Raw genomic sequence first — 18,924 nt, forward strand, 5'->3', positions numbered from 1 at the left:
CTTTTGTTTATGTAATCATTAGATATGCGTATTTTCACAAATCAAAAAATGAACGACTTTAACGACTAAAGTGCTATTTAAGCATTAGAAAGTCTCTTCTCCCTAAGTAAAACAAAGCAGTGCTTTGTTGAGACACACGACCAAGTTGGAGAAGGTGAGAATGAGGGCAAATTTCCAATAATGTCCCCCAGCCTTACCCTCTTCCAAAAGATGGAGGGAGCTTTCTTGGTGAAATATAGCGAAGTTCAAATGATCAAAACAAGTCGTTTTCTGATCAGACATTGATTGATGAAAGTTACCTATTTTCTCAAATTTTAAGGCGAACATTTCCTGTGTCATTTCCAGCAGATTCAGTGGGTCTCGTTACCCCGCAAAAGTTTGAATTTAAAGAACCCTTAGAACTCGAATGTGGTCGTGTATTACCTCGTTTCGAAATCATGGTTGAAACTTATGGTGAACTGAATGCAGATCAATCGAATGCTATTTTAATTTGTCATGCATTGTCAGGGCATCATCATGCTGCTGGCTATCATCATGCAGATGATAAAAAGCCAGGTTGGTGGGATGCTTGTATTGGTCCAGGCAAAGCCATTGATACCTCAAAGTTTTTTGTCGTCGCCTTAAATAATATTGGCGGTTGTAACGGTTCTACAGGACCAACTTCACCAAATCCTGAAAATGAAAACCGTCCTTATGGTCCAGACTTTCCACTTGTCACGGTGCGAGATTGGGTCAAAACTCAAGCCATGTTGTCTGACCGTTTAGGCATTGATGTTTGGTATGCGGTCATTGGAGGCTCATTGGGGGGGATGCAGGCGTTACAATGGTCTGTAGATTATCCTGATCGTTTACAAAAATGCGTCATCATTGCTTCCGCACCGAAGCTATCAGCACAGAATATTGCCTTTAACGAGGTGGCACGTCAGTCCATTCTGTCCGATCCAGATTTCCATCATGGACGTTATCTTGAACATGATAGCTATCCAAAACGTGGCTTAATTTTGGCACGCATGGTCGGTCATATTACCTATTTGTCTGAAGAAGCGATGAAACAAAAATTTGGTCGTGACTTAAAATCAGGCAAATTTATGTATGGCTTTGATGTGGAATTCCAAGTCGAAAGCTATTTGCGTTATCAAGGTGAGCAATTCAGCCGTAACTTTGATGCTAATACCTATTTGATCATGACCAAAGCCTTGGATTATTTTGATCCATCGCGTGAATATGAGCAATCATTAGTCAAAGCATTGTCCAATACTCAATGTCGTTTCTTGGTGGTTTCATTTACTACAGACTGGCGTTTTAGCCCACAACGCTCTCAGGAAATCGTAGATGCGCTCGTATCTACAAACAAACCAGTCAGTTATTTAGACATTGATGCAGAACAAGGTCATGACTCATTCTTGTTTCCTATTCCGTTATATGTCAAATCATTACGAGCATTTTTAGGTGGTGAACAACACCTTCAAGCAACACCGAAGGAGATAGCATAATGCGTATTGACCACCAACTTGCTGAAAAATGGATTCAACCCGACTCACGTGTCCTCGACTTAGGTTGTGGTGATGGCGAGTTACTTGCACACATGAGTAAAAAACATAATATTCGTGCATACGGACTCGAAATTGATCAAGAAAAGATTGCAATTGCAGTCAGTAGAGGGTTAAATATTATCCAACAAGACTTAAATTTGGGTTTAGGTCGTTTTGCTGATCAGTCTTTTGACTATGTGGTCATGGCTCAAGCATTACAAGCAGTGGATGCACCCGATGTGCTATTGCGCGACATGGTGCGTGTGGGGAAACAGGCAATCATTACATTTCCTAACTTTGCGCATTGGAAGACTCGTTCTTTTCTTGCCTTAAAAGGGATGATGCCCGTTTCAGATGCATTACCGTATATGTGGTATAATACGCCAAATATACACCTATGCACCTTTCGTGACTTTGAAGCACTTTGTGCGGAAAATCATATTCGTATTATTAATCGACTTGCTGTAAATGGGAACCAACAAGGGAGCTTACTGAGTAAGTCGATCCCAAACTTGTTCGGCGAAGTCGCAATCTATCGAGTGAGCGCTATATGAAAAAATTATTATTAGGTAGTACATTATTTTTTGGGCTGCTTAGTTTTCAAGTCCATGCGGACTATATTCCGCAACAACAAAAATCAACTGCTGCACTTGCTGCACAGTATGCACATATGAATGTGGCTGACTTAACCAAAGCAGCAAAAGCAGGTCAACCTGCTGCACAGTTTTATCTTGCGACGCGTTATCAATCAGGCAATGGTGTTTCTAAAGATCTAAAAGAAGCTTTTAGTTTGTTTAAAGCTGCGGCGGATCAAGGGATTTCAGCAGCTCAATTGAACGTGGGTCGTATGTATGCTGATGGTATTGGGGTATCTAAAAACGAAGCGTCTGCACGTCAATACTTTGAAAAAGCCGCAAGCCACGGCGATAATCGTGCAAGCTTTAACTTAGCTGTGATGGAAGAGCAAAAGAAAAACTACATTGGTGCTTACCAGTGGTATGAACTTTCAACTCGTGATGGCATGTTAGACAATAAAGTCATTAATATGTCTGAAACCAAAAAAACGGCTTTAGCTGCCAACTTAACGCCTGAACAAATCCGTACTGCGCGTGACCGTGCTGACCGTTGGATTCAAACACAATAAGTTTTATTTTTAAATAAAATACAATAAAGGAAGCACCATTAAGGTGCTTTTTTTTATTTGAGAATAGAATATGCTTTTTTAGCATCATGATTTTTTAAATCATCTTCCATTTCATGGAAAAACTTCTAATTTTCAAACCGCACTCAGAATCAGTTAAAATAGCTTTCACGATTCAAACTCAGAGCAATTGACATGTCTGCACAAGATTGGTTATCCCAAGGAACATTAGTCCTCGCAAGTAATAACAAAGGTAAAATTGCTGAATTTGAAAAAATGTTTGCAGAGTTAAACCTTCCTGTCGAGGTCATTCCTCAAGGAAAACTCAATATTGAAGATGCCATAGAAGATGGTTTAAGTTTTATTGAAAATGCCATCATCAAAGCACGCCATGCAAGTCGTATTTCAGGAAAACCAGCGATTGCAGATGATTCAGGGATTTGTGTGCCGCTCTTAGGTGGTGCACCTGGCATCTACTCTGCACGCTATGCAGGTGAACACGGTGATGATGCCGCAAACAATGCCCAACTTTTAGAAAACCTAAAACCTTTACGCCAAGATGGAAACACGATTGAAGCCATGTTTGTTTGTGTTTTAGCTTTGGTTCAACATGCGGATGACCCACTTCCACAAATTTTTCAAGGCATTTGGCAAGGTGAAGTGTTAGATGCTCCACGTGGAGCAAATGGTTTTGGTTACGATCCTTTGTTTTGGTTACCTGAGTTGCAGATTTCAAGTGCCGAAATGAGTAAAGAAGAAAAAAATAAAATCAGTCATCGTGGACAAGCCATGCAATTATTTAAAGCAAGTTTAGAAAAGTAAGAACCTGCCCTCTCCTTGAAAGAATGAGTGTTTATACGCACAACAAGGAGAGGTATTTTCCCTATAAGAATTATAATGCCCTTTACCTCAGCCCTATAAAACAAGGGAATTTGCATGATTTAAGCCGCCCTACAATAAATGCACCATTACCCCATAAATTAAGCATATGCCACAACTGACCATCGTTCCTGCTGCAATGTATTTGGCTGAAATACCTGTCCCTTGATAATGCGTTTCAAGTGCCACAATATTCGCTGCGGGAGGTAAACAGAATAATAAAAACATCACACCAATATTGTCCTGAACATGTGCGATTGGTAAAAAATAATAAGCAAATGTACAGAAAATGATGCCACAGATCACTTTGATCAGTGCTACTTTACAACTATAGGTCAAATCCTCTAAATGTACTTTGGTTTTGCGTAACCACATGCCTAATACAGACATACCCGTAAAGACCATCCCCCATTTTGAAAAAGAATAAATCGCATCGATCCACGCATGCTCTTGTACACTTTGCACATTCAACAGTCTTAAAATAGCTGCCAAAATCAAGGCAATGACAGGAGGTGACTTGATGACTTTTTTAAAAATATCTTGAATATTTAAAGGTTCGGAGCTGACAGAAGTTACTGCCCAAATATTGCCAAAAATAGAACCACCGACATAGATGGCAATAATAGATGCACTGATTTGTTCTCCAAACAAAGCCATGGCGATGGGAAAACCGAGCCAAGCCATATTGGTATAACTAAAACAGAGTGACTGTAGTCGGTCTTTGGATAAAAATAGGTAAATAAAAAATAATAAAACTGCTGAAAAAAAGCTAAATAGCATCAAGCCCAAACTGCCCGCCTGATAAAAAACCATATTGTAAATAATCACAATTGGAATGAATAAGCGTGATAAAACAGAAGAAAATAAGCTTTTTAAATGCTGTGAAAATGACGTTGTTGCTAAGATTAAGCCACTACAAAACCCCAAAAGAGGTAATACCGTAGACACTCGCATTCACCTAAAATAATTTCACAGAATTTTAGCATGATGCACCGCAACATGCTTTTGAAAAAGCAACTTTAAAACCCATGTCTTTAAATTGAAATATTGGTGTCACTTTTTTGTCACAGATACCTGTTGAGATAAGCCCTAATGAAACAGGAGATTTTATCATGGCTGGATTATCAATTTGGCACGTACTGATTTTTGCAATTGTAGTGATTTTATTATTTGGTACATCAAAACTTAAAAACTTAGGGAAAGACGTGGGCGGTGCGGTAAAAGACTTTAAAAAATCTATCAAAGAGGATGAAGTTGCAACTCCTAATCTACAAGAGCCACGTACTTTAGAACATCAAAATACCCATGATGTGAACTCTACCGTAAAACACTGATACGGGAGTATAGATCATGCTCGATGTTGGTTTTTCTGAATTACTGGTTTTTGGCGTTATCGCTTTATTGGTTTTAGGTCCTGAAAAGCTGCCTGTCGCTGCACGTTTTGTAGGCAAATGGTATTCTAAAATCAAACGTACTGTCAGTAATGTGCAAAATGACATTGACCGCGAACTCCGTCTTTCCGAATTGCGTGAGCAGATGCAGCTTGAGATGCAACGTATTCAAAAGCTTGAACAAAAAATGCAAGCGCAAATGCAGGAACTACAACAAAACAAACATGCTGAAGAAAAACAAAATATTACAGCAAATGTCACGACTCAGCCGCAAAACACCACTTACCACTTTATGCAAGCTTCAGTTCCAACCGTATATATCGCTCATATTTGGCTGAAAATATTGGCAACATCTAACCATCCAATTCAACAAATTGAACAGCAAGCTTTTACAATGAAACACTTCGAGGTTGCGGTATGAACAGCTCTTTCACCCCACAGGTTCATTCCTCTGAGCCCAATCCTCAGCCTGAATTAGAAGCTATGCCGATCACAAAACATCTGATCGAATTAAGACGTCATTTGTTTAAAATTATTGGTGTATTGATTGCACTATTTTTTTGTTTATTGCCCTTTGCCAATAAAACCTACATCGCCTTATCTGCACCGTTAAGAGCGCAATTGCCCGTAACATCGACCATGATTGCTACCGATGTGACTGCAACATTTATGGCACCTTTTAAGCTAAATTTCTTTATTGCTTTGATGTTGGCAATGCCTTTTATTCTTTATCAAATTTGGGCATTTGTGAAACCTGCGTTATATGCCAAAGAAAAAAGTTTAGCACTGCCTTTGTTAATTGGCAGTATTAGCCTATTTTATGCAGGTATTGCCTTTGCATATTTTGTGGCTTTGCCCTCGATTTTACATTTTTTCATGAGTGTTTCTCCTGAAACTGTCGCACCGATGACCGACATTAATAGTTATTTGGCATTTTGTTTAAAGCTATTTTTGGTCTTTGGACTCACTTTTGAAATCCCAATTATTACCTTATTGCTGATTTTAATCGGCGTCGTCTCTACACAAGACCTCGTCAACCAACGCCGTTATATTATTGTGGGTTGTTTTTTTATCGCAATGTTTATTACCCCACCTGATGCCATTTCTATGATTATGTTGGCAATTCCAATGTGGTTACTCTTTGAACTGGGTCTAATGTTCGGCAAAATTCTTGAAAAAAGACGCCTCAGCACAGATTAACCTCTGTAATTAACAATATGTTTAATTTCACCATTTTGACATTTTTTCTTCATTAGACTGTCACCTAGCTGTCAAAGCGTCGTCATATTTCTTCTCTAAGTTAATAACAACTTTTATCACCATTGATTAATTTTAGGGAAACTTCCATGACCGAGCTGACGCCATATCATGAAGATCAAGAACTTGATAATAATACTTCTGATAACATCCATTTTCGTGACATTTTAGAACAACATATTACACGCCGTAGCTTAATTGCAAAAACAGCCAGTGGTGCAGCTGCTTTGGCTTTAGCTTCTACATTAACAGGCTGTGGTGATAATAAAGATTCATCTAATAATGTAACACCCCCAACGCCTACACCTGTTGATCCTAATAAAAAACCTGAAAAATTAACCTTTAAGCCTGTCGCTAAAAATCTGAATGACATTGTGACTGTACCTGAAGGTTATGAAGCGACTGTACTGTATGCAATGGGCGACTCCATTAATCCTGCCTATGCTGAATGGAATGATAATGCTGTTCCATCGGGTCCAAGTTTTCAGTATCGATCAGGTGACTGTCATGACGGTATGAGCTATTTTGGTTTAAATCAGACCACCAAAAACTACGATCCAACCGTATCGGAAAGTGGTTTATTGGTCATGAACCATGAATATATCAATCCAACGTTCTTGCATCCTCAGGGTCCGACACTGAGTGCTGACGGTCGCCGCCCTGAAGATGAAGTGATTCGTGAAATGAATGCACACGGTGTTTCAATCATTGAGTTGAAAAAAGACAAAACAACACAAAAAGTCGAGATTGTTAAAAACTCACTGTTTAATCGCCGTATTACTGCATCAACAGTGATGGATTTTGCAGGTGTTGTGGCAGGTTCAGACCTTTTAGTCACCAAATATTCAGCAGCAGGTAAACAAACTCGCGGTACTCATAACAACTGTGGTAATGGCTATACACCATGGGGAACATACTTAACCACTGAAGAAAACTATATTGGTTATTTCATCCGTAATAAAGGTGATGACGCTAAACGTACGGCAGCAGAAATTATCGCACTTAAACGTTATGGTCTAAAAGATGGTGCAAGCTCACGCTACAAATGGGAAACTGCCCTCGGTCAATTAGAAAGCCAAGACTTATATGACCGTTGGAATTCTTCAATCACTGCAGACAAAGCGACCCAAGACTATCGTAACAGTGCCAATACTTTTGGTTGGATCGTAGAAATCGACCCATTTGATAATCGTCAAAATCCAGTCAAACGTACTTCTTTAGGTCGCTTTGCGCATGAAGACTGTCGTGCAAGCCGTTTGATCGAAGGTGAAAACCTTGCGTTCTATATGGGTGACGACTCACGTGGCGAATATATTTACAAATTTGTTTCTGATGCAAAATGGTCTGCCAAAGATATTAACGGCGGCTATAAATCAGGCGATAAATATATGAACTCAGGCAAACTTTATGTTGCCAAGTTCAACAGTGATGGAACAGGTCAATGGATCGAATTGGCTTATGGTAAAAATGGCTTAAATGCGACAAATAGCGTCTATCCATTTCAATCACAAGCAGAAGTCACAACCTTTGCTCGTCTTGCAGGCGATGCAGTGGGCGCAACCAAAATGGATCGCCCTGAATGGGTTGCGGTAAACCCTGAAAATGGAGAAGTTTATGTGACACTGACCAACAACTCAAACCGTGGTACAGCCTATCCAACAGATGCAGCCAATCCACGTAACTACCAAGATCCTGAAGGTGGAAAAGGTAATGTGAATGGTCATATTATCCGCTTCCATGAAGATGGTAATACAACAACGGCAACAACATTTAAATGGGACATCTACCTATTTGGTGCGGAAGCAAAAATGGCAAATAACATTAACTTGTCTGGCTTAAATGATAACAATGACTTGTCTTCTCCAGATGGTATGTGGTTTGACCCACGTGGTGTGCTTTGGATTCAAACAGATGATGGTGCATATACAGATACGACCAACTGTATGATGCTAGCAGCATTACCAGGTAAAGTGGGTGATGGTACTAAAGCAACGACATCAACAGGTCAAGAAACCATTGTTGGTGCGAAAATGACCGATGATAATTTACGTCGTTTCCTCACAGGCCCAACAGAATGTGAGATTACAGGGGTCACAATGACACCTGACCATAAAGCAATCTTCATCAATGTACAACATCCGGGTGAAGATTCAGCAAGCTATGACAAACCATCAAGTCATTGGCCTGCAACTCAAAAAGATGCCAGCAATAAAACTGCTCGCCCACGTTCAGCAACCGTGGTTATTACACGTAAAGATGGCGGTACAATCGCAGGCTAATACGCTTATTATATGATTGTAATCTGCTTTATACGCCATATGTATTCACTACATATGGCGTTTTTTAATGTGAAAACAATCGAGCGATCTGAATCACTTCCCCTGATTTTTCACCCTGTTGGGTTTTTTCAAACCATTGCATTTTAGAAAGCTGAATGGTTAAAAAATTTGAACATCGCGTGCCATAAATTGGACTTTGAATAAAAGTAGAAGACAATAAATGTTCCATTTCAGTACTAATACCAGTATTGGGCAATAAGTCAGGAATGATTTTACGTTCATCTTGTAAAAGATCCCATACGGCAGAGACTATATCGTGCTCAGGTATCAATGGCTGTTGCAGCATCGGTAAAAATTCCTGTGTAAAACGCTTACGCAAATGTTGCGTTTTTTCCCAGTTTTCATTCAATAACCCATTCGATACCACAAACACACCTTTGGCTAAGACCTGTGGGGCTTCTCCACGATTACTCATATATACCGCTTGGTTTCGATCTCCGATAAATAAATTAAATCCCGCATAATCACATTGTTTTTTTTCTAAATCTTGGGCAAAACGAATGGGGGGTTGTGCGGACTGTAAAAAGGCCTGAATCAAATGTCCTCGTGAAGTTGCATATTGTTTCTTATCCTGTCCATCTCGAAAATTAGTGACAATCGCCCAACGTCCTTGCGCAGTTACACCCATCCATGTCCCGCCAGATTGCAAGTCTTGCCCTGCAATAATTGGACTATTTTCCCAGTGATGTAGCTGTGAAGCAGCACGATGATAAAATTCATCTCGATTTGAAATCAAACACAATGGCATATCATCAAAGACTTGCCATGCCAAAGCCACGATACACATATTTTTATTCCATCTCAGATTACTTTAAGTTTACACATTGAATGTACAACATTTTTCATATCTTTCAGCTAAAATCTGTGCAAAACAGAATACAAAGGACAAGGCATGCTGACCTACCCGAATATCGACCCAGTCGCAATCGCATTGGGACCACTTAAAGTACATTGGTATGGAATCATGTATCTTCTTGCATTTTTATGTGCTTGGGGACTGGCAACTTACCGTGCAAAACAGCGCACCAATTGGAACTCAGAAATGATTTCCGACCTAGTATTCTATGGTGCCTTAGGTGTGGTGCTCGGTGGACGTATTGGGTACGTACTATTTTATGAGTTTGACAAATTTATTGCCGACCCAATCTGGTTATTTAAAGTCTGGACTGGTGGCATGAGTTTTCATGGCGGCTTCCTCGGTGTGATGATCGCGATGCTGTTATGGTGTCATAAATACAAAAAAACTTGGTTTGAAACGCTGGACTTTATCGCACCCTGTGTTCCGACAGGTCTAATGTTTGGTCGTTTTGGTAATTTTATCGGTGGCGAACTTTATGGTCGTCAAGTATCCGATCCAAACTTTGCTTTAGGCATGATTTTCCCGACAGATCCACTACATTTGGTCCGTCATCCATCACAAATTTACCAAGCATTATGTGAAGGCTTATTACTCTTTATTATCTTATGGTGGTTTAGCTCGAAACCTCGTCCTCGTTATGCTGTTTCAGCTATCTTTTTGATCGGTTATGGTTGTGCACGCTTCTTTATGGAATTCTTCCGTGAACCCGATGCAGATCAAGGCTACATTTTATTTGGTTGGATGACCAAAGGTCAGATTTTATCTTTCCCGATGATTTTGATTGGAGTTTGGATGATTTGGTATGCCTACCAAAAGAAAATTTTTGACTGGGGTCCACAGAAAAACACTTAAAAGCCAAACTTCACTTTGAAGCGACAACGAGCGGATGCACAAGCATCCGCTTTTTATCTTTTATTTTCTTATTTTTTAATGACTACGTAACTAAAACTCATCTTTTCAATCAGTTCATTTATACTAAAAGCGTCTTTTAAAAATACACATCCATTATGCTTGAATTCTGGTTTGATCCAAAAACCCCAATCTTGAAAAAGCTATTTTTCTTGATTGTCATCGCCATTGCAACTGTAGTGCTCTATCGTATGCAACCTTTGTCCTATAGCGCGATCTTAATGTTTGTCGCAACAGGTGTGATCTTCCTGATTTGTCGTTATTGTAAAATACATTTTGTGGCACAGAAGCCAACGGGTATTGTGTATCGTGTCCTGACATGGATTCCAATCGCGCTTTTATTGGCATTGATTTTTAAAAATATGAATCAAGGTGAAATTTTAATTCCTGGTTCACAAGGTATTTGCTTTATGGCATTGGCAGTATGTCTATTTTCACCCTTGTCATTACTCCATCAAAACAAACCCACACAAGTCTCTTAAATATGCTCGATTTTTGGTATTCGCAACGTTGTACCCGACAAATAAAATTGATGGTCAGCATTGGGCTGTGTATTGGGATTTATTATTGTTCAAGCATTGTCAAACTCAGTCCATTCTTTGTGGGAATCAGTTTAGCAATAGGCATCATCTTACACCTGCTAAAACAGCTCAGTTTGAAACGTTTACAACATAGCAGCCAAGTCAAATTTTTGAAAATATTAATCATGTTTCTCCCCATTTTAACTTTGACCATCATGGCTTGGTATCTGCCACAGCAAGATCTAATCTACCTGATCTTACAATGTCTTGGCTTTATGGCATTGGGTTTTATTCTCATTGCCAATTATGAAAATCGTGCGAAGCGTATCAATTAAAAAGGAAGGTTTTCCGAATAAGCTTCCTTTTTAATATGCACATTTTCACTCTAAAAATGCGCTTGCACGGGTGAGGATTAAACAGGTAAACGATAGTATTTATACGTTACATCGCCCTTGTAAACGTCATAACTGCGTTGTTTAAAGTCTGATACCCACTCAGTCCCCGTATAGCCTGCAATATGCCCATAACGGTGTTTAGCGGTGCGATCAATAATATAAATATCACCTTCTTTAGGATGATCAAAAGCAGGTTGAATCTGTTTATAACCAATTTCTTCGAGTGTTCCACCCCAATCTGCCGCAGCGATTGGATGATTGGTAAATTTAGCACCTGCTGTTTGTAATGCAATACGGATACTGCGTGCGCAACGTGCTGAACTGGTACGTGCAGAAATACTGTCTAATTTATTGATGAACTTATCAATATCAATTTGAAATGCATTACTCAACGAAAACTTATTCGCTTGTGCAACTTTCAATTTATTCTGTTGAATAATCGCTGTTGGATTGAAGTCATCTTGCTGAGGGTAAAAAGAACCGCTTTCAAGTTGGAAAATAAACTGGCTCTCAGTATTACTTGCATGTAAATCTGACACGGGTTGAGTATTTAAATCGATAATCATTGCTCAACCTCATCCTTGTTTCTTTGAACCTGTCCTACCATAAAAAAACCAATACACTTATGAAAGAAGCAGTGATACTAGCCATAGATTCTTAAAAAGTGGTTAATGTAAATGTAATAAAATTTGTGAATGTAAATGAGAATAGTTTAAGTTGCTCTTTCTGCGGTTATTTTACAAGATTATTTTTTATATCAATTATGCTTATATATTTATACTTTTTTATGAAATAGAATATTAATGTGAAATATATCACACAATCAATAAGAAACCTATCTCTCGATAGGTCCATGCCATGTCATTAAGAACAATCCCAGTTATACATCACTTTAGAAAAATCGCTTTTCTTCAGGTCATCGGGGTGGATAAAGAAATTGGCAACCCCACAATCTCCCCATAAAATTTCCACATTTTCTTGTCCTGAACTATCCAACTGAAACAGTAAAATATAATCTTTAAAGCGTTCATCATTGCCTCGTGGATCATCCTGTGTAAAGTAAGGATAACCCCCTAGATGGTGCCCACTAGCAGAAAATGCGTCTTCATATGCATCATACAGATCTTCTGCGGCATCATCGTCCATCTCATAAAGATCACAAATCTGCTCAGCAAACCGATAATCAGATATCGAAATATAGCACTCTTGTGCCTGAAACTGTACAGCATATTGCCCTGTTACAGGGTTCATCTCCTGATCTAAAGTTTGTATTGGAAATGTATGTAACAACTGTGTGGTATCTTGTATCACTTGCTCATGAAAAATCACCCGAAAATTATTTTGATTTTGTGGCTCATCAAAATCTAGCCCCCATAAATCATCTTCAATATCAATAAAAAACTGTAAAATTCCTGTTTTTGGGTAAAGATTATTCTCAGGGAGTTCAGCAAAATTAATCTGTGCCAATAAAACCAAAGCTCGACCTTCTGCATTGTATGGATAGTCTCTACTTAAAGGAAAATAAGGTTCACCGCCGACTTTGCTTTGCCATAGCATCAAATCGTCAGCAGGCGTTAAATTCAACGCAATCGCTGACTTTTTTGTTGCTAAAATTTGTGCTTTATAGTGCTGAATAAACTCAGGAATTTCGCTCGAATTGATGTGCATTGTTTTTCTCTCTTGTTATCTCTAGTTAAAATAAATTAGCGTTTAGTATAAACTGAGCGGTTAAGCAAAATATGACCATCTTGTGCTATAAGACGAGTTGTGTCGTTTAAAAACAGATTTTTTGGAATTGATATGAGAGCGTATTTAGACCTTTTACAACACATCCTCGACAATGGTGGCGACAAGGGCGACCGTACAGGCACAGGAACACGTTCTGTATTTGGTCATCAAATGCGTTTTGACTTGTCCAAAGGTTTTCCACTACTCACGACTAAAAAAGTGCATTTTCGTTCAATTGTGATTGAACTATTATGGTTTTTAAAAGGCGATACCAACGTTCAGTATTTAAAAGACAATAAAGTCTCTATCTGGGATGAATGGTCTACTGCTGAACAAACTGCACGTTTTGGTCGTCCCGAAGGTGAACTCGGCCCTGTATATGGTCATCAATGGCGTAATTTTGGTGCAACAAAGCTTGAAAATGGCTTATATGAAAATGACGGCTTTGATCAAATCAAATGGCTCGTTAATGAAATCAAAACCAATCCGAATTCACGCCGTTTGATTGTTTCAGGTTGGAACCCTCAAGAAGCAGGTCAAGTCGCATTACCGCCTTGTCATACGTTATTTCAGTTTTTTGTACAAGATGGCAAATTATCTTGTCAGCTTTATCAACGCAGTGCGGATGTATTTTTAGGTGTTCCATTTAATATCGCAAGCTATGCACTACTCACCCATATGATTGCACAAGTCTGTGGTTTAGCTGTGGGAGATTTTGTTTGGACAGGTGGTGATACACACTTATATGCCAACCATTTTGAACAAGCACAGTTACAGTTAACGCGTGAACCCTTGCCACTATGTCAATTAAAGCTCAACCCTGAAATCACAGATATTTTTGATTTTAAATTTGAAGATATTGAAATTGTCGGTTATGAATCTCATCCTGCAATTAAAGCACCTGTTGCGGTTTAATCTAACCAACTTTTAAGATATATGCGCCTTATTAAAAGATTTTAAATCTTACCTTACATGATGCTACAATTGAGGGTTACGTCTTTTAAGGGCGCAGTTTAAATTAAAGTTCAGGTTGATTATTATGTCTTACCAAGGTTTAGAAGTTGTTCATGTTGTTGCTATGGACCAGCAACGCTGTATTGGTAAAGACAATGATTTACCTTGGCATATTTCAGCCGACTTAAAACACTTTAAGGAAATTACTCAGGGTGGGGTTATTATTTTAGGTCGAAAAAATTTTGACTCTATTGGACGTCCTTTACCGAATAGAACTAATTGGGTAATTACAAGGAATGTTGATTGGAGCTTCAATGGAGTTAAAGTTGCTCACTCTATTGACGAAGCCCTTAGTAAATCAATTGAAGATATAAAAATATCTGAAAAACCTGATACAATTTTTATCATTGGTGGTGGTGAAATTTTCCAACAGACAATAAATATAACTGACCGCTTAGAACTTACTCATGTTGATATTCTTGTTGATGGAGATGTTTTCTATCCAGAAATCCCGACGGCATTTAAAAAAGTTGCTTCTGAATCACATATTGATGACAAAACAGCTATTGCTTTTGAGTTTGCAACTTATCGAAAATAAGCATCAATTCAAATTATGATTTTGAAATATGCCAGAATTCCAAAAAAAATCTATTTTTCATACATTTGGAATGGGATTACTCCATTCCATTTTTAGTCTTTTTGTGCTCATTTCTTCTATTTGGCTATGTGGTGTCATTTGGTTTCAAGAACCTTTAGGTATACTATTCAGCCGTGTCCTCATCGCCATTTGGATCATATTTTCCCTCAGTATTTTAGGCATTTATATTCGTCAAAATCTGTTTAGTCGCAATAAAGATATTTTGCTGTATAGCGTCGTTTTTATACTGAGTCTGCTGTGGTATTTTAATATTCCTGCCAAACAAAACCGTGACTGGAATCCTGAAGTAGACCGTTTATTTACCTATCAAAAACAAGGTGATATCGTCACCATTCAGAATATTCGTAATTTTAATTGGAAAACTGAAGACCAATACGATGTGCATTGGGATACACGCCGTTATAATTTAAATCATATTACAGGGGTCAATATCATTACCTCTTATTGGATGGGACCACAAATTGCACATACTTTGGTAAGTTTTGATTTTTCTGATCAAAAACCTTTGGTATTTTCAATTGAAATCCGTAAAGAAAAAACTGAAAGTTTTTCTGCAATCGGGGGCTTTTTCCGTAAATATGAGTTGAGTTTAATTGCCTCAGATGAAAAAGATTTAATTTATACCCGTAGTAATGTACGCAATGAACAAGTGTATTTCTTCCCAATCAATATGCCCAAAGCTGAAATGCGTGCCTTATTTGAAGAATATTTGAGTAAAAGCGATGAGTTGGCACAACAAGCAAAATGGTATAACACGCTCACCAGTAATTGTACGACGCTCGTTTTTGACATGATCCAAGCCATTTCACCTAAAGAGTTACCGATAGATTATCGTTTGCTTGCCTCAGGTTATTTACCGAATTATCTCTATGATCTAGGTGCCTTAAATCCACAATGGAATATGCACCAGTGGTATCAACATGCACATGTCAATCCTCGTACAGATCAGTTTAAACATTTTAAATATCAAAGCAGTGAGAACTACTCTCAAGTGATTCGTGAAGGTTTACCGAAAACGGTCACAAAGGGTTCATAATTCAGTAGATTTTTAACGCTTAGATACATTGTCAAGCTAGTGATTTGCATGATTTTTTGTTTATATAGAAGCAGTCTATATTTCTGAGAAAATCATGCTAAAAAATCTGTTATGGATCGGTATTGTATCAACTGCAATCGTTGGCTGTACGACAACAACACAGTCAGTGCAACAACAAGAAAATTTAGCAGTGTTGCAAAATAAAACGTGGGTCATGACCCATATTGGCGCAACCGAATTTGCGAAAAAAGCAGAAACGCCTATGATTCAATTTGGCAGTGACTTACGTGTCAGTGGCTCAGATGGATGTAACCGTATTATGGGCAATTATGCAGTAAAAAATCATCATTTAAACCTCGGTGACATCGCTTCAACAAAAATGTTATGCCCAAACAATCAAGATATTGTTGCAAAATACCATACGGCTTTAAAGAAAGTCATGGGTTATCAAGCGTATGATCAAACTTTAAAACTGTTAGATCAGCATGGCAATGTGGTGTTGCAATACCACACCGCACCATAAGTTTGAATATATTCAAGCAGCATAAGTATCCGCACTATTTAGGTTTTTATGCTGTTTCATTTTTCTTTTTTGATCTAGAAAATAAAATAGAAGGGAGATCATGATGCAACAGGCATTATTTGGTGGTGGATGTTTTTGGTGTACTGAAGCTGTATTTTTACAACTTAAGGGCGTAGACAAAGTCGTCAGCGGTTATGCAGGTGGTAATACGATAAACCCGACTTATGAGCAAATCTGCACAGGTAACACTAACCATGCAGAAGTAATTTTAATTGATTTCGATGAGCAGCAAATCAGTTTTAAACAATTACTCAATGTTTTTTTTACCACACATGATCCAACTACACTCAACCGTCAAGGCAATGATATTGGCACACAATATCGTTCAGTGATTTATTATTTTAATGATGAGCAAAAAGCACAAGCTGAAAGCTATATTGCAGAATTAACCGCACAAGATTTAAATATCGTCACCGAACTTTCTCCTGTGCCAACCTTCTACCCTGCAGAAGACTATCACCAAAATTATTACGCCAAAAACCCGTCACAAGGGTATTGCAACTTTGCGATTCCACCCAAACTGATGAAATTACAAAGCCAATTTAAAGACTTACTCAAAGAGAGTTAATTGCAAACTGAAAAACAAATTATGTTAAAAAATAATAAAGATAAGACATAAAAAAAGCGATCTATCAAGATCGCTTTTTTAAAATTTACACGATATAAAATTTAATTATCACTCATAAAGGCAAGATCGTTCAGTCCGGCTTCACTGGCACGAGACATGACTTGAGCAACAGTATCATAACGAGAATCTTGGTCTGCTCTCAATTGAACCGCAGGTTTTACTGGTTTTGCTGCCTCTTCTTGGAAACGTTTTTCCAATTCAGGCAAACCAATCACCTGATCATTCCAAGCCACTTCACCCTCTTTATTGATGCTAATGGTAATGGCTTCAGGTGGCGGATCCGTAATTTCCGCAGTGGTTTTTGGCAAGGTTAATGGTATTGATGGGTTAGCAACGGTTGCAGTCACCAAAAAGATGATCATCAATACCAACATAATGTCGATGAGCGGAATGAGATTCATCTCATTCATGCCAGCATCGTTGTCTTCACCCAATTGAAAAGCCATTAAGCTTGACCTCCAACTAAACTTTTTTGTGTTGCTTGATGTTCAACTTTCGTAGTTGAGTCTTGTTGCAACATGGTATCAATCAATAAACCGTGTGCTTGGTCTTGCAATTCATTTGACAATGTACGGTTGAAACGCACACAAATGTTATATGCCAATACCGCAGGAATTGCGACAGCCAAACCCAAACCTGTCATGATTAAAGCTTCACCAACTGGTGTTGCCACTTGTGCTAAGCCTGCTTGACCACTTTTACCCACAGCGACAAGCGCATGGAAAATCCCCCAAACTGTACCAAACAAACCCACAAATGGTGCGATAGAAGCAATAGTTCCTAGAACCGAAACCCCTTTTTCAGCATTTGACTTTTCAACCGAGATTTGGCGTAACAAGGCTTGTTCAGCGACTGCTTTACGTTGATCAAAACCTAAAGGAGCAAGTTTTGCTTTCAGCTGATTGACCGCTTGCGCAAGATGTGCTTGCGCTTGTTGTTTAAGCTGACGTGTACCCATCAAACGTAAAATGAATACTGTCCATGTGGCAATAGACATTGCCAATAACACGAAATACAGTGTCTTACTGACTGCATCTGCATGTTGCCAATAAACTGAAAAGTTCATATTTGAACTCCTGATAAGGTTAGCCGGTTAAATTTATTGTCCAGAGGTTTTCAGACTTACAGGTAAATCTGCAATCATTGCACGCCCATCACTTGATGGATTCATCCTTGCAAAACGTACAGCACTGCGTACTTCACGATCAAGACTAGGTAAACCACTTGATTTTAAAACAGTCACATTGGTGATTTTACCCGCAGGATTAATCTCTATACGAACAAGTAAAGATCTACTTTGATTTTTAAGCAAGTCATCATCAAAATCAAATGCAGGTGCTTTTTTCCAAGAGATCTCGCCTGCACTCAACTTACGTGGTTGCTGTGCTTCTTGTTGGCGACGTTGTTGCTCTTGCTGTTGTCTTAACTGCTCTTGACGTTGTTGCTCTTGCTGTTGTCTTAACTGATCTTGACGTTGCTGCTCTTGGCGTTGTTGTTCCTGACGCTGTTGCTCTAAACGTTGCTGCTCTTGACGTTGTTGCTCTTGCTGACGCTGCTCTTGCTCACGTTTAATTTTTTCTTGATCAATCTTGGGTTCTTCCTGTTGAATGGCTTTCTTTTCCACTACAGGTTTTTTCTGGGTAATCAATTTTGGTTTTTCCACGGGCGGTGGCGGTGCTTTTTTCTCAACCACAGGCTTCGGTTCAACCTTCGGCTTGACAGGAGGTGGAGGCGGTGGTGGTGGAATCACCTGTTCTTCTTTGATTTTAACAAATTTGACTTGAATCGGTTTTTTCTCGATGGGTTTTAACTCAGGTGTTTTTAGATGACTCAATGCCCATAATGCCCCCATGTGTCCCACAAGAACGGCAATTACAGCAGCAATGACCTTTTTCTTCATTGGGTTGGGTGCCTGCATGTTAGAAGTGGAAGATTGACTCATACGAATCTAAATACCTAAATCTGAGAAAATCTATATACAAGATAGCTTGTTTAGATTGAACTCATCGGATAGAACAATGAAAGTGCGCCAATAATAAATGAGAAGTGTTTTCATTTGCAACTACTTTTTGGTTGCTTTTAAGCGTTTTATCAAGCAAAAATGTAAAAAAGGA

General features: G+C 38.7%; 23 protein-coding genes. 16 read left to right on the forward strand and 7 right to left on the reverse strand.

Annotated elements, in window-relative coordinates; translation table 11 throughout:
- Positions 1-332: 332 nt before the first annotated feature.
- The 4 genes from metX to rdgB all read left to right on the forward strand — a co-directional run bounded on the left by metX (position 333) and on the right by rdgB (position 3,495).
- Positions 333-1,493: a homoserine O-succinyltransferase MetX gene (metX, locus tag G0028_RS16260; protein ID WP_130072078.1), complete on the forward strand. Its 1,161-nt coding sequence runs from the start codon at positions 333-335 to the stop codon at positions 1,491-1,493.
- Entirely contained in the window at positions 1,493-2,086 is a 594-nt protein-coding gene (gene metW, locus G0028_RS16265; RefSeq protein ID WP_130072079.1) for a methionine biosynthesis protein MetW, read from the forward strand. The genes metX and metW overlap by 1 nt, the downstream gene beginning before the upstream one ends.
- Positions 2,083-2,676 carry a tetratricopeptide repeat protein gene (locus G0028_RS16270; RefSeq protein ID WP_180045457.1) on the forward strand — a complete coding sequence of 198 codons (594 nt, stop codon included), beginning with the start codon at positions 2,083-2,085 and terminating at the stop codon, positions 2,674-2,676. The genes metW and G0028_RS16270 overlap by 4 nt, the downstream gene beginning before the upstream one ends.
- A 192-nt stretch (positions 2,677-2,868) precedes the next feature.
- Entirely contained in the window at positions 2,869-3,495 is a 627-nt protein-coding gene (gene rdgB / locus G0028_RS16275) for an RdgB/HAM1 family non-canonical purine NTP pyrophosphatase (protein WP_180045458.1), read from the forward strand.
- 129 nt (positions 3,496-3,624) lie between these two features.
- Here the strand turns inward: rdgB and G0028_RS16280 are convergent, their stop codons facing one another.
- Positions 3,625-4,500 (reverse strand): permease, encoded by an 876-nt coding sequence (locus tag G0028_RS16280; protein WP_130072082.1) that lies wholly within the window; start codon positions 4,498-4,500, stop codon positions 3,625-3,627.
- A gap of 164 nt (positions 4,501-4,664) precedes the next feature.
- Between G0028_RS16280 and tatA the strand changes: the two genes are divergently transcribed.
- From tatA to G0028_RS16300, 4 genes are all read left to right on the forward strand, one after another.
- Positions 4,665-4,886 carry a Sec-independent protein translocase subunit TatA gene (gene tatA / locus G0028_RS16285; protein WP_130072083.1) on the forward strand — a complete coding sequence of 74 codons (222 nt, stop codon included), beginning with the start codon at positions 4,665-4,667 and terminating at the stop codon, positions 4,884-4,886.
- Positions 4,887-4,902: 16 nt separating this feature from the next.
- Complete coding sequence (tatB, locus tag G0028_RS16290; RefSeq protein ID WP_180045459.1) at positions 4,903-5,364, forward strand: Sec-independent protein translocase protein TatB; 462 nt, start codon at positions 4,903-4,905, stop codon at positions 5,362-5,364.
- Entirely contained in the window at positions 5,361-6,143 is a 783-nt protein-coding gene (tatC, locus tag G0028_RS16295) for a twin-arginine translocase subunit TatC (RefSeq protein ID WP_130072085.1), read from the forward strand. Before tatB ends, tatC begins: the two co-directional genes overlap by 4 nt.
- A 146-nt stretch (positions 6,144-6,289) precedes the next feature.
- Positions 6,290-8,479, forward strand: a complete 2,190-nt coding sequence (locus G0028_RS16300; protein ID WP_180045460.1) for a PhoX family protein — start codon at positions 6,290-6,292, stop codon at positions 8,477-8,479.
- 64 nt (positions 8,480-8,543) lie between these two features.
- On the opposite strand, the gene G0028_RS16305 is transcribed toward G0028_RS16300, so the two are convergent.
- A complete protein-coding gene (locus tag G0028_RS16305; protein WP_180045461.1) occupies positions 8,544-9,326 on the reverse strand; it encodes an NRDE family protein in 783 nt (260 codons plus the stop codon).
- A 105-nt stretch (positions 9,327-9,431) separates the two neighbouring features.
- Between G0028_RS16305 and lgt the strand changes: the two genes are divergently transcribed.
- The 3 genes from lgt (at position 9,432) to G0028_RS16320 (ending at position 11,163) form a co-directional block, all read left to right on the forward strand.
- Positions 9,432-10,250, forward strand: a complete 819-nt coding sequence (gene lgt, locus G0028_RS16310) for a prolipoprotein diacylglyceryl transferase (protein ID WP_130072088.1) — start codon at positions 9,432-9,434, stop codon at positions 10,248-10,250.
- 155 nt (positions 10,251-10,405) lie between these two features.
- Complete coding sequence (locus G0028_RS16315) at positions 10,406-10,789, forward strand: hypothetical protein (RefSeq protein WP_180045462.1); 384 nt, start codon at positions 10,406-10,408, stop codon at positions 10,787-10,789.
- Positions 10,732-11,163 carry a hypothetical protein gene (locus G0028_RS16320; RefSeq protein WP_180045463.1) on the forward strand — a complete coding sequence of 144 codons (432 nt, stop codon included), beginning with the start codon at positions 10,732-10,734 and terminating at the stop codon, positions 11,161-11,163. The genes G0028_RS16315 and G0028_RS16320 overlap by 58 nt, the downstream gene beginning before the upstream one ends.
- A 77-nt stretch (positions 11,164-11,240) precedes the next feature.
- Here the strand turns inward: G0028_RS16320 and G0028_RS16325 are convergent, their stop codons facing one another.
- The gene (locus tag G0028_RS16325; protein ID WP_130072091.1) at positions 11,241-11,789 is read right to left on the reverse strand and encodes a CHAP domain-containing protein; all 549 of its coding nucleotides are present in this window, start codon (positions 11,787-11,789) and stop codon (positions 11,241-11,243) included.
- 298 nt (positions 11,790-12,087) lie between these two features.
- Positions 12,088-12,891 carry a YwqG family protein gene (locus tag G0028_RS16330; RefSeq protein WP_180045464.1) on the reverse strand — a complete coding sequence of 268 codons (804 nt, stop codon included), beginning with the start codon at positions 12,889-12,891 and terminating at the stop codon, positions 12,088-12,090.
- Between the two features lie 132 nt (positions 12,892-13,023).
- Between G0028_RS16330 and thyA the strand changes: the two genes are divergently transcribed.
- From thyA to msrA, 5 genes are all read left to right on the forward strand, one after another.
- Positions 13,024-13,866 carry a thymidylate synthase gene (gene thyA, locus G0028_RS16335; RefSeq protein WP_174493756.1) on the forward strand — a complete coding sequence of 281 codons (843 nt, stop codon included), beginning with the start codon at positions 13,024-13,026 and terminating at the stop codon, positions 13,864-13,866.
- 124 nt (positions 13,867-13,990) lie between these two features.
- A complete protein-coding gene (locus G0028_RS16340; protein WP_180045465.1) occupies positions 13,991-14,503 on the forward strand; it encodes a dihydrofolate reductase in 513 nt (170 codons plus the stop codon).
- Positions 14,504-14,531: 28 nt separating this feature from the next.
- Entirely contained in the window at positions 14,532-15,599 is a 1,068-nt protein-coding gene (locus tag G0028_RS16345; protein WP_227554744.1) for a DUF4105 domain-containing protein, read from the forward strand.
- A 94-nt stretch (positions 15,600-15,693) separates the two neighbouring features.
- Positions 15,694-16,122 carry an META domain-containing protein gene (locus tag G0028_RS16350; protein ID WP_130072095.1) on the forward strand — a complete coding sequence of 143 codons (429 nt, stop codon included), beginning with the start codon at positions 15,694-15,696 and terminating at the stop codon, positions 16,120-16,122.
- 103 nt (positions 16,123-16,225) lie between these two features.
- Positions 16,226-16,750, forward strand: a complete 525-nt coding sequence (gene msrA, locus G0028_RS16355; protein WP_174493758.1) for a peptide-methionine (S)-S-oxide reductase MsrA — start codon at positions 16,226-16,228, stop codon at positions 16,748-16,750.
- A gap of 101 nt (positions 16,751-16,851) precedes the next feature.
- Here the strand turns inward: msrA and G0028_RS16360 are convergent, their stop codons facing one another.
- The 3 genes from G0028_RS16360 to G0028_RS16370 are packed head-to-tail and all read right to left on the reverse strand — an operon-like array spanning position 16,852 to position 18,752.
- A complete protein-coding gene (locus G0028_RS16360; protein WP_180045466.1) occupies positions 16,852-17,256 on the reverse strand; it encodes an ExbD/TolR family protein in 405 nt (134 codons plus the stop codon).
- The gene (locus G0028_RS16365) at positions 17,256-17,876 is read right to left on the reverse strand and encodes a MotA/TolQ/ExbB proton channel family protein (RefSeq protein WP_174493759.1); all 621 of its coding nucleotides are present in this window, start codon (positions 17,874-17,876) and stop codon (positions 17,256-17,258) included. Before G0028_RS16365 ends, G0028_RS16360 begins: the two co-directional genes overlap by 1 nt.
- A gap of 33 nt (positions 17,877-17,909) precedes the next feature.
- The gene (locus G0028_RS16370; RefSeq protein WP_227554745.1) at positions 17,910-18,752 is read right to left on the reverse strand and encodes an energy transducer TonB; all 843 of its coding nucleotides are present in this window, start codon (positions 18,750-18,752) and stop codon (positions 17,910-17,912) included.
- Positions 18,753-18,924: the final 172 nt, after the last annotated feature.

Origin of the sequence: Acinetobacter piscicola (assembly GCF_015218165.1) — a bacterium.
In the GTDB taxonomy this organism is placed as follows: domain Bacteria; phylum Pseudomonadota; class Gammaproteobacteria; order Pseudomonadales; family Moraxellaceae; genus Acinetobacter; species Acinetobacter piscicola_A.

Excerpts from the sequence above, each read along its gene's own strand:
- thyA (WP_174493756.1), top strand. The coding sequence starts at position 13,024 with ATGAGAGCGTATTTAGACCTTTTACAACACATCCTCGACAATGGTGGC.
- G0028_RS16315 (WP_180045462.1), top strand. The coding sequence starts at position 10,406 with ATGCTTGAATTCTGGTTTGATCCAAAAACCCCAATCTTGAAAAAGCTA.
- G0028_RS16340 (WP_180045465.1), top strand. The coding sequence starts at position 13,991 with ATGTCTTACCAAGGTTTAGAAGTTGTTCATGTTGTTGCTATGGACCAG.
- tatC (WP_130072085.1), top strand. The coding sequence starts at position 5,361 with ATGAACAGCTCTTTCACCCCACAGGTTCATTCCTCTGAGCCCAATCCT.
- G0028_RS16330 (WP_180045464.1), bottom strand. The coding sequence starts at position 12,891 with ATGCACATCAATTCGAGCGAAATTCCTGAGTTTATTCAGCACTATAAA.
- G0028_RS16270 (WP_180045457.1), top strand. The coding sequence starts at position 2,083 with ATGAAAAAATTATTATTAGGTAGTACATTATTTTTTGGGCTGCTTAGT.
- G0028_RS16370 (WP_227554745.1), bottom strand. The coding sequence starts at position 18,752 with ATGAGTCAATCTTCCACTTCTAACATGCAGGCACCCAACCCAATGAAG.
- G0028_RS16305 (WP_180045461.1), bottom strand. The coding sequence starts at position 9,326 with ATGTGTATCGTGGCTTTGGCATGGCAAGTCTTTGATGATATGCCATTG.
- G0028_RS16345 (WP_227554744.1), top strand. The coding sequence starts at position 14,532 with ATGCCAGAATTCCAAAAAAAATCTATTTTTCATACATTTGGAATGGGA.
- G0028_RS16300 (WP_180045460.1), top strand. The coding sequence starts at position 6,290 with ATGACCGAGCTGACGCCATATCATGAAGATCAAGAACTTGATAATAAT.
- msrA (WP_174493758.1), top strand. The coding sequence starts at position 16,226 with ATGCAACAGGCATTATTTGGTGGTGGATGTTTTTGGTGTACTGAAGCT.
- tatB (WP_180045459.1), top strand. The coding sequence starts at position 4,903 with ATGCTCGATGTTGGTTTTTCTGAATTACTGGTTTTTGGCGTTATCGCT.
- G0028_RS16325 (WP_130072091.1), bottom strand. The coding sequence starts at position 11,789 with ATGATTATCGATTTAAATACTCAACCCGTGTCAGATTTACATGCAAGT.
- rdgB (WP_180045458.1), top strand. The coding sequence starts at position 2,869 with ATGTCTGCACAAGATTGGTTATCCCAAGGAACATTAGTCCTCGCAAGT.
- G0028_RS16350 (WP_130072095.1), top strand. The coding sequence starts at position 15,694 with ATGCTAAAAAATCTGTTATGGATCGGTATTGTATCAACTGCAATCGTT.
- G0028_RS16360 (WP_180045466.1), bottom strand. The coding sequence starts at position 17,256 with ATGGCTTTTCAATTGGGTGAAGACAACGATGCTGGCATGAATGAGATG.
- tatA (WP_130072083.1), top strand. The coding sequence starts at position 4,665 with ATGGCTGGATTATCAATTTGGCACGTACTGATTTTTGCAATTGTAGTG.
- lgt (WP_130072088.1), top strand. The coding sequence starts at position 9,432 with ATGCTGACCTACCCGAATATCGACCCAGTCGCAATCGCATTGGGACCA.
- metW (WP_130072079.1), top strand. The coding sequence starts at position 1,493 with ATGCGTATTGACCACCAACTTGCTGAAAAATGGATTCAACCCGACTCA.
- G0028_RS16365 (WP_174493759.1), bottom strand. The coding sequence starts at position 17,876 with ATGAACTTTTCAGTTTATTGGCAACATGCAGATGCAGTCAGTAAGACA.
- G0028_RS16320 (WP_180045463.1), top strand. The coding sequence starts at position 10,732 with ATGTCTATTTTCACCCTTGTCATTACTCCATCAAAACAAACCCACACA.